The sequence below is a fragment of the Methylobacterium sp. B1 genome (assembly GCF_000333255.1).
In the GTDB taxonomy this organism is placed as follows: Bacteria; Pseudomonadota; Alphaproteobacteria; order Rhizobiales; family Beijerinckiaceae; genus Methylobacterium; species Methylobacterium fujisawaense.
The window spans coordinates 1-8,079 of record NZ_BACT01000073.1; the positions used below are offsets into that span (position 1 = coordinate 1).

Annotated in this window: 6 protein-coding genes, 1 other RNA gene and 3 pseudogenes; 3 read left to right on the forward strand and 7 right to left on the reverse strand. The window is 71.4% G+C overall.

The genetic code is table 11. From position 1 onward, the window contains the following. Positions 1-241: pseudogene (locus tag I53_RS01930) on the reverse strand (CPBP family intramembrane glutamate endopeptidase); the annotation flags it as partial. Between the two features lie 78 nt (positions 242-319). Here I53_RS01930 and ssrA point away from each other — a divergent pair. After that, positions 320-667, forward strand: a transfer-messenger RNA (tmRNA) gene (gene ssrA, locus I53_RS30770). Continuing rightward, positions 631-813 carry a hypothetical protein gene (locus I53_RS33625; RefSeq protein WP_043346066.1) on the forward strand — a complete coding sequence of 61 codons (183 nt, stop codon included), beginning with the start codon at positions 631-633 and terminating at the stop codon, positions 811-813. The genes ssrA and I53_RS33625 overlap by 37 nt, the downstream gene beginning before the upstream one ends. Positions 814-1,114: 301 nt before the next feature. Here the strand turns inward: I53_RS33625 and I53_RS01940 are convergent, their stop codons facing one another. The 5 genes and pseudogenes from I53_RS01940 to I53_RS01960 all read right to left on the reverse strand — a co-directional run bounded on the left by I53_RS01940 (position 1,115) and on the right by I53_RS01960 (position 5,739). After that, the gene (locus I53_RS01940) at positions 1,115-1,459 is read right to left on the reverse strand and encodes a DUF1330 domain-containing protein (protein WP_043346068.1); all 345 of its coding nucleotides are present in this window, start codon (positions 1,457-1,459) and stop codon (positions 1,115-1,117) included. A 64-nt stretch (positions 1,460-1,523) separates the two neighbouring features. Further along, on the reverse strand, positions 1,524-2,216 hold the full coding sequence (pyrF, locus tag I53_RS01945; RefSeq protein WP_043346079.1) for an orotidine-5'-phosphate decarboxylase: 693 nt from the start codon (positions 2,214-2,216) through the stop codon (positions 1,524-1,526). A gap of 69 nt (positions 2,217-2,285) precedes the next feature. Further along, on the reverse strand, positions 2,286-2,903 hold the full coding sequence (locus I53_RS01950) for a uracil-DNA glycosylase family protein (protein ID WP_043346070.1): 618 nt from the start codon (positions 2,901-2,903) through the stop codon (positions 2,286-2,288). A 137-nt stretch (positions 2,904-3,040) separates the two neighbouring features. Next, positions 3,041-5,233, reverse strand: a pseudogene (locus tag I53_RS01955) (molybdopterin cofactor-binding domain-containing protein). A gap of 50 nt (positions 5,234-5,283) precedes the next feature. Further along, positions 5,284-5,739: a (2Fe-2S)-binding protein gene (locus I53_RS01960; protein ID WP_043346072.1), complete on the reverse strand. Its 456-nt coding sequence runs from the start codon at positions 5,737-5,739 to the stop codon at positions 5,284-5,286. A gap of 284 nt (positions 5,740-6,023) precedes the next feature. On the opposite strand from I53_RS01960, the gene I53_RS01965 reads away from it, so the two are divergent. Next, the gene (locus tag I53_RS01965) at positions 6,024-7,559 is read left to right on the forward strand and encodes a HAMP domain-containing sensor histidine kinase (protein WP_043346075.1); all 1,536 of its coding nucleotides are present in this window, start codon (positions 6,024-6,026) and stop codon (positions 7,557-7,559) included. A gap of 24 nt (positions 7,560-7,583) precedes the next feature. On the opposite strand, the pseudogene I53_RS01970 reads toward I53_RS01965, so the two are convergent. Further along, positions 7,584-7,859, reverse strand: a pseudogene (locus tag I53_RS01970) (EVE domain-containing protein); the annotation flags it as partial. Between the last annotated feature and the right edge of the window lie 220 nt (positions 7,860-8,079).

Here is an 8,079-nt window from a genome sequence, read left to right on the forward strand (position 1 = left end):
CGAGGAACACCTGACGCAGGACGTCGGTGGCGAAGGCACGGTGGGTCAGCTCCACCGCACCGAGGAACGGGCGCCGCTCCGGCGGCAGGAACGGATCGATCCCGCTCCACAGATCGAACCCGACGCGCACGACAGCCAGCGCGAGCAGGCTCGCGGCGCCGAGATAGAGGACGACGAGCGCGACCAGCCCGCCGAGATGCCAGGCCGCCGACCAGATGCCGGGACGAGGGGCGTCGGCCACCGCGCCGGAAGGCGACTGCGCGCTTCCGGCAACAGCCTCACCCGGAGGCTCCAAATGAGACGGCGGCGCGACACGATCGGGCTTCAAAACCGGACCGATCCCCTCTATATCTTGGGAGCCGGTCGCGAGGCCGGCTATGGCGATAAACGTTCTTCGCAATAAACCTATCGGACCCGGGGGCGGTACCCGGCGCCTCCACCCGAGCCCAGGACATGCTGCCGCAAGGCGCGTGATCTTAGCCTGGGCTTTGGCGGGGGCGAAATAGGATCGACGAGGGCGTAAAGGTTGGACTTTCGCTCGGCATGGTTCCGCCGTTATCGGGCCTTTGCAATAGTTGCCAACGACAACTTTGCTCCGGTGGCGGTGGCCGCGTAAGCGGTCCCCAATAGGTGGCCCGGGGCGAATTCGAGGCCGCCGATCCCGTCGAGGCGGCCGCCTGCATCCACGCCGCCATCGCCCGCTACACCCATCCGCTGCTGGTGGGCAGCTCCAGTCTTCAGCCGGTGCCGCCCGTGGCCGCGATGACGGCCTTCCTGCTGCGGAGCCTCGCGCCGCGGAGGCCGCTGTCGTAGCGCGACCGGACGAGATCCGGGATCGTCGCCGGCGGCATCGCGGCCGCCCCGGAGGACCCGCCTCCATGGTCCCGCTCTGACGGCCGGTCCAACGTCGGCATTCCGCCCTCCGTCCCAGAGGGGCGAAGCGGCGCGCCGGGACAGTGGCGATCGCCAGCGCGGACACCGCGCCGCCGGATGCGATGGCGGCCGGGGACGACACCTCCGTCATTCCCCGACTGCGCGCAGGCCCCGAAATCCAGAGCCCCGTCCGGTGCCCGGCTCGGCCGCGCGAGACTCCGCGTGGCCCCTTCGCTGCGATCTACTCGGAAGCCGGACCGGCCTCCGGCGCCGGCTCGGAGGCGCTCGGCTGCGGGCCGTCATAGCCCTCGATCACCAGGATCTCGGCCTCGACGCCGCCGCGCTGCTTGGCCTTGGCCGCCTGGTAAAGGTCGGAGTTCCAGCAGGCGAGGGCATCGGCATAGCTCGGGAACTCGATCACCACGTTGCGGGATCGGGCCGGCCCCATCACCGCCTCGTGGGCGCCGCCGCGCACGAGGAAGCGACCGCCGAACTTGGCGAAGGCGGCACCGTTGGCCGCCACGTATGCCTTGTAGGCCTCCGCGTCGCGGACATCGACCCGCGCGATCCAGTAGCCCTTCGTCATGCTGCGTCTCCTGCCTTGCGGAGCGAAGTGGATCCGATCGGCGCGAAGGCAATCCCGGTCCGGTTCAGGCGAGTTCCGCCACGATCGCCTGCGCCACCGCGCGGGGGTCGGCGGCGCCGGTGATCGGGCGCCCGACCACCACATGGTCGATCCCGACCTTTCGGGCATCGCCGGGGGTCATCACCCGCTTCTGGTCGCCGGCCTCGGTGCCCGCAGGGCGGATGCCCGGAGTGACGATCAGCCGGTCCGGGCCGACGATGCGCCGGACCGAGCCCGCCTCGGCAGCCGAGCAGACGAGGCCGTCGATACCGATCTCGGCGGCCTGGGCGGCGCGCTTGGCGACGAGCTCCGCCACCGGCAGGCCGTAGCCGGCCTCCGCGGCGTCGGCATCGTCGTAGGAGGTGAGCACCGTCACGGCGAGGATCTTGAGCCCCGCGCCCCGGCCGCGGACCGCCGCCCGCATGGTCTGCGGGTAGGCGTGGACGGTGAGGAAGGTGGCGCCGGAGCCCGAGGCCGAGCGCACGCCCTCCTCGACGGTGTTGCCGATGTCGTGGAGCTTCAGGTCGAGGAAGACCTTGAGGCCGCGGGCCGCCAGCCGCTCGGCCAGGGCGAGGCCGCCCGCGTAACCCAGCTGGTAGCCGATCTTGTAGAAGGTCGCGGCGTCGCCGATCCGGTCGATCAGCGCCTCGGCCGCCTGCACGCTCGGCAGGTCGAGGGCCACGATCAGGCGGTCGCGGGGGTCGGCAATCTCGGTCATCGGCGCGTCCTTCGGGGTCGCGGCAGCGATTCCGCGGAACGCCCGCGAGGTCAATGCCGGCACGGCCACTCACCCCGCCAACACCCGCGCCACCTCGGCCCGCAGCACCGGCAGCAGCTCCGCCTCGAACCAGGGCTCGCGCTTCAGCCAGCCGTTGTTGCGCCAGGACGGGTGGGGCAGGGGGAGCACCCGGGGGCGCCGGGGCTCGGCGAGGATCTCCCGCCAGCGGCGCACCGTGCCGGTGAGCCCGCCCTTCATCCGTCCGAGATGCCAGCCTTGCGCGTACTGGCCGATCACCAGGATCAGTTCGAGGTCGGGCAGGCCGGAGAACAGCTCCGCCCGCCAGCGCTCGGCGCATTCCCGGCGCGGCGGCCGGTCGCCGCCCTTGGCGTCGAGGCCGGGGAAGCACGATCCCATCGGCACGATGGCGACCCGGGCCGCGTCGTAGAACTGCGCTTCGTCGAGGCCGAGCCAGGACCGCAGCCGCACGCCCGACGGGTCGGTGAACGGCTGGCCCGTGCGGTGGGCGCGCGTGCCGGGCGCCTGGCTGGCGATGCACAGGCGGGCCGTGGCCGAGCCCTGCACGATCGGCCGGGGCTCCTGGGGCAGGGGCGGACCGTAGAGCGGGCTGTCCCGGCAGAGGCGGCAGGCGCGCAGGCGCGCGGCGGTGTCGTCGAAGGCGGGCATGCCCCGGAGATGGCGCATCGGCGCAGAAAAAAGAAACGGCGCGGTGTCGCGCCGCGCCGTCTTCAGTCGGGTCTCTTGCCTTGGGGGGAAGGCCTCTCCTCCCTACGCCGAACCGGGCCGGTGGAACGTGCGATTCCTCACGCGCCCTTCACGCCCGAGAGGTCGAGAGGCAGGGAGCGCAGGCGCCGGCCGGTGGCGGCGAAGACCGCGTTGGCGATCGACGGTCCCAGGACGGGCACGCCCGGCTCGCCGATCCCGGTGGGCGCCACCTGGCTCGGCACGATGTGAACCTCGACCGTCGGCATCTCGCTCATCCGGGTCGGCGCGTAGGCGTCGAAATTGTGCTCCTGCACCTGCCCGTCCTTGAGGGTGATGCGGTTGCGCAGCACCGCCGACAGGGCGAAGCCCACCGCACCCTCGACCTGCGCGCGGATCACGTCCGGGTTGACCGGAACGCCGACATCCACCGCCGCCACGATCCGGTTCACCCGGACCGCGTTCTCCTGAGCGGTGACGTCGGCGACCATGGCGACGTACGAGCCGAAGGATTCGTGGACCGCGACCCCGAGGCCGCGGCCCGGATCCTGCGGCTTGGCGCTCCATCCGGCCTTCTCGGCGGCGAGCTTCAGCACGCCGGACAGCCGCGGCGCCTGGGTCAGGAGGGAGAGCCGGTAGGCCACCGGATCGACGTTGGCGGCATGGGCCAGCTCGTCGATCATCACCTCCATCACGTGGGCCGTGTGGGTGTGGCCGACCGAGCGCCACCAGAGCACCGGCACGCCCTCGCGGCCGTTATGGACGCCGAACCGGTAGGCCGGCAGCGCGTAGGGCGTGTCGGAGGCGCCCTCCACGGTGGTGGAATCGATCCCGTTCTTGACGATCATCGCCTCGAAGGGCGAGCCGATCATGATCGACTTGCCGACCATGACGTGGTCCCAGCCGACCACCGCGCCCTTGGCGTCGATGCCGGCCCGGACCTTGTGCAGCACGGTCGGGCGGTAATAGCCGCCGGCCATGTCGTCCTCGCGGGTCCAGACGAGGTGCACGGGGGCCTTCTCGCCCGACGCCTTCAGAACCGTCGCGGCTTCGGCGAGGTAGTCGGCGGTGGGGGTCGCCCGGCGGCCGAAGGAGCCGCCGGCCCAGTTGCTGTGGAGGCGCACCCGGTCGGGCGTCACCCCGAGGATCGCCGCCATCGTCGCCTGCTCGACGGTCTGGAACTGGAAGCCCGCGTAGACGTCGTAGCCGCCGTCGGCCGCCCGCTCGATCGTGGCGTTCAAGGGCTCCATCGCCGCATGGGCGAGGTAGGGGAAGGTGAACTCGGCCTCGACGACCTTGGCGGCCCCTCTCAGCGCCGCCTGCGGGTCGCCGCGCTCGGAGGCCGTGAGGCCGGGGCCCTTGGCCCGCTCACGGTACTCCGCGAGGATCGCGTCGGACGAGCGGGTCTCGGCGGTGCTGTCGTCCCAGGCGACGGTAAGCGCCTCGCGGCCCTTCATGGCCGACCACGTGTCGCGGGCGATCACCGCCACGCCGGTGGGCACCTGCACCACGTCGAGGACGCCGGCGACCTTGCGGGCGGCGGCGGCATCGAAGCTCTTCACGGTGGCGCCGAAACGCGGTGCCGGGCCACGACCGCGGTGACCTGGGTGGGCCGGCGGATGTCCAGCGAGTAGATCGCCGTGCCGTTGGTCTGGCCCACGATTCGAGGCGCGGGATCGTCTGGCCGATCAGCCGCCACTCGCTCGATCCCTGAGCCGCGGCTCGGAGGGGACCGGCAGGGAGGCGGCCGAGGCGGCGAGTTCCCCGAACCGGGCCTGCCGGCCGGAGGGCGCGTGGCGCACGATGTTGTCGGCGACCGTGATCTCCGAAACCGGCACCTTCCAGCGGAAGGCGGCTTCGGCCATCAGCATCTCGCGGGCGGCCGCGCCCGCCTTGCGCAGCTGGAACCAGGAATTGGCCACCGCGGTGGAGCCGCCGGTGCCCTGGATCGGGCCCATCAGGCTGTTGTTGTAGAGCGTCGCATCCGCGGGGGCGAATTCGGTGCGGACCTTGGACCAGTCGGCGCCGAGCTCGTCGGCCAGGATGGTGGCGAGGCCGGTCGTGTTCCCCTGGCCCATGTCGAGGTGCTTGATCACCACCGTGACGGTGTCGTCGGCGCCGATCCGCACGAAGGCGTTGGGCTGCGCCTTGACGTCGGCGAGGTTCGGGCCGGATGCCGCGCGGGCGGATTTCGGGTCGAGCCGGAACGCGACCACGAGGGCGCCGGCGCCGGCGAGCAGGCCGCGGCGGCTGGGACGGGCGGGCAGGGGATTCGGTCGACGGGCGTTCAGCATGGCGGCGAGGCTCCGGTCGGGACCGCGGGGAAGGTGAGGCGTCAGGCCGATCAGGCGAGGCTGCGCGCGGCTTCGTGAATCGCCGCGCGGATGCGCTGGTAGGTGCCGCAGCGGCAGATGTTGCCGTCCATGGCGCCGTCGATGTCGGCGTCGCTGGGCTTGGCGTTGCCCGAGAGCAGGCCGATCGCCGACATGATCTGGCCGGACTGGCAGTAGCCGCACTGGACCACGTCGAGCTTGCGCCACGCCGCCTGGACGGCCTCGGCCACCCGGCCCGACACGCCCTCGATGGTCGTCACCTGCGCGGTGCCGACATCGCCAAGCCGCGTCTGGCAGGACCGGACCGGCTGCCCGTCGAGATGGACCGTGCAGGCGCCGCACTGCGCGATGCCGCAGCCATACTTGGTGCCGGTGGCGTCGAGCCGGTCGCGCAGCACCCAGAGCAGGGGCATGTCGGGGTCGGCGTCGACCGCGTGCGTGACACCGTTGACGGTGAGATTCGGCATGGTCGGCGACCCTTTCTCGACGCGGGCATCCGGGCAGCCCGGATCACGGCGTGCGGCCTCGCACGGGTAAGCGGTCACGCACCTTTAAATAGCGAGCCCATGCCCGGACACGATGTGCGGCACCGCACTTCAATCCGGCGGCGGGCCAGCCTCGATACAGCCCCCGATGCTTAAGATTGAAGGGATGCCGGCAGCCGCTTCTTAACACATCCGCCTCATCTTTACGGCGTGCTTCCCAGCCACCGCCGCCCGTCCGCGGAATCGAGCCGAGTTTCAAGACGCGCATGCCCGATCTCACCGTCGAGATGGTCCAGCGCGGTCGCGGCCCCTCGACGGAGGAGGCGGCGCGCCGCCTCGGGGTCGCCCGGGAAATCCGCTCGGCCCGCGAGAAGCTGACCTCGCAAACCGGCCTGGAGCGGGCCTTCGACTACGAGCTGCTGCGCCACTACGCCCAGTACCGGGCCGGCGCGGGCATCCCGCTGGTGGGATTCGCGGCGGCGCTCGCCACGGCGGCGACCTTCTGGATCGCGCCGCCGGTGGCGGCGGCCTGGGCGCTCGGCGTGTTCCTGATGATCACGCTCAACACCACCTTGAGCCGGCGCTTCCTCCGCGCCGACCCGGCGACGATCCCGCTCGCCCGCTGGCGCAGGCGCTTCCTGATCGGCGAGGTGCTGCAGAGCCTGTCGTGGTCCGCGATGATCGGGCTCGGCACCACCGGCGGCTGGACCTTCGCGCTCTTCGGCCTCGTCATCGCCTCCGCCGTCACCACCATGCTGGCCGCGACGGTGCCGCTGGCCGCCATCGCCGCCCTGGTGCCGCTGGCGCTCGCCACCGTGTCCCTCGCCGCCTTCTCCCGCGGGATGGACCTGCTGATGCTGGTGGTGATGGCCGGCGGCGCGCAGGTCTTCTTCCTCGGCCTCTCCCGCCGCCTCTACACCTCGACGGTGGGCGCCCTGCGCTCCCGGGCCGAGAAGGACGCGGTGTTCGGCGAGCTGGAACAGGCCAAGGCCAATTCCGACGAGGCCCGCCGCCGGGCCGAAGAGGCCAACCTCGCCAAGTCGCGCTTCCTCGCCACCATGAGCCACGAGCTGCGGACGCCGCTCAACGCCATCCTGGGCTTCTCGGAGGTGATGAAGAACGAAGTGTTCGGCACCCACACGGCGCCGTCCTATCGGGAATACTCGCACGACATCCACGACAGCGGGATGCATCTCCTGAACCTGATCAACGAGATCCTCGACCTGTCGCGGATCGAGGCGGGGCGCTACGAACTCAACGAGGAGCCGGTGCAGCTCGCCCACGTGGTGGAGGAGTGCCGCCACATGATGGGCCTGCGGGCCAAGGCCAAGAACCAGACGTTCCACGATCTCGTGGACGGCTCGCTGCCGCGGCTCTGGGCGGACGAGCGGGCACTCCGCCAGATCGTGCTGAACCTCCTGTCGAACGCCGTGAAGTTCACGCCGCCGGGCGGCGAGATCTGGCTGAAGGTCGGCTGGACCGCGTCGGGCGGCCAATACGTCTCGGTGAAGGACAGCGGCCCGGGCATCCCGGAAGACGAACTCGGCACGGTCCTGTCCTCGTTCGGGCGCGGCTCCCTGGCGATCAAGACCGCCGAGCAGGGCTCCGGGCTGGGCCTGCCGATCGTGAAGGGCCTGGTGGAACTGCATGGCGGGCAGTTCCAGCTGTCCTCCAAGCCGCGCGAGGGCACCGAGGTGGTGGTGACGCTGCCAGCCTCCCGGGTCATGGACACGCTGCCGGCCGTCGAGGTCGAGCCGGAGGTGGTGGCCCCCGCGCGCAGTCCCCTCAACCGCGCGGCGTGACCCGCGCCGGTCGGGCCGCCCCGCTCAGTCGAGGCCGCCGAGCACACGGATCCGGGCCCATTCGGCTTCGGTCACCGGCTGCACCGACAGGCGGGAATTGTTGACCAGCACCATGTCGGCCAGGGCCGGATCGGCCTTGATCGCCTCGAGCGTCACAGGGCGGGGCAGCGCCCGCACGGCCTTGACGTCGACCATGCCGAAGCGGCCGGTCTCGTCCGTGTGATCGGGATAGTAGGGGCGGATCACCGCCACGATGCCGACCACCGCCTTGCCCTCGTTCGAGTCAGCGCTCGTGCCGCGCGCGCGATGTCGGCCTGAGTAACACTCGCACCTCTACGGGGCACCGCGTCCTCCATCGGTCTCGGATCGGTTGAGGGAAGGGGCGGGCTTGGCGGGGCTCTCAAGCATTCGACGCCTCCTTGGTGGCCGTGGACTCGGCGGGGGCGAGCCGAGCAGCTCGAGACATTCCGGCTGCGATTAGTTCGCGATCCCTGGTCTCTCGGCGGCTCAAAGGTTGGGC

Coding starts and splice junctions, on each gene's coding strand:
- I53_RS01960 (WP_043346072.1), bottom strand. CDS start 5,739: ATGCCGAATCTCACCGTCAACGGTGTCACGCACGCGGTCGACGCCGAC.
- I53_RS01965 (WP_043346075.1), top strand. CDS start 6,024: ATGCCCGATCTCACCGTCGAGATGGTCCAGCGCGGTCGCGGCCCCTCG.
- I53_RS01940 (WP_043346068.1), bottom strand. CDS start 1,459: ATGACGAAGGGCTACTGGATCGCGCGGGTCGATGTCCGCGACGCGGAG.
- I53_RS01950 (WP_043346070.1), bottom strand. CDS start 2,903: ATGCCCGCCTTCGACGACACCGCCGCGCGCCTGCGCGCCTGCCGCCTC.
- pyrF (WP_043346079.1), bottom strand. CDS start 2,216: ATGACCGAGATTGCCGACCCCCGCGACCGCCTGATCGTGGCCCTCGAC.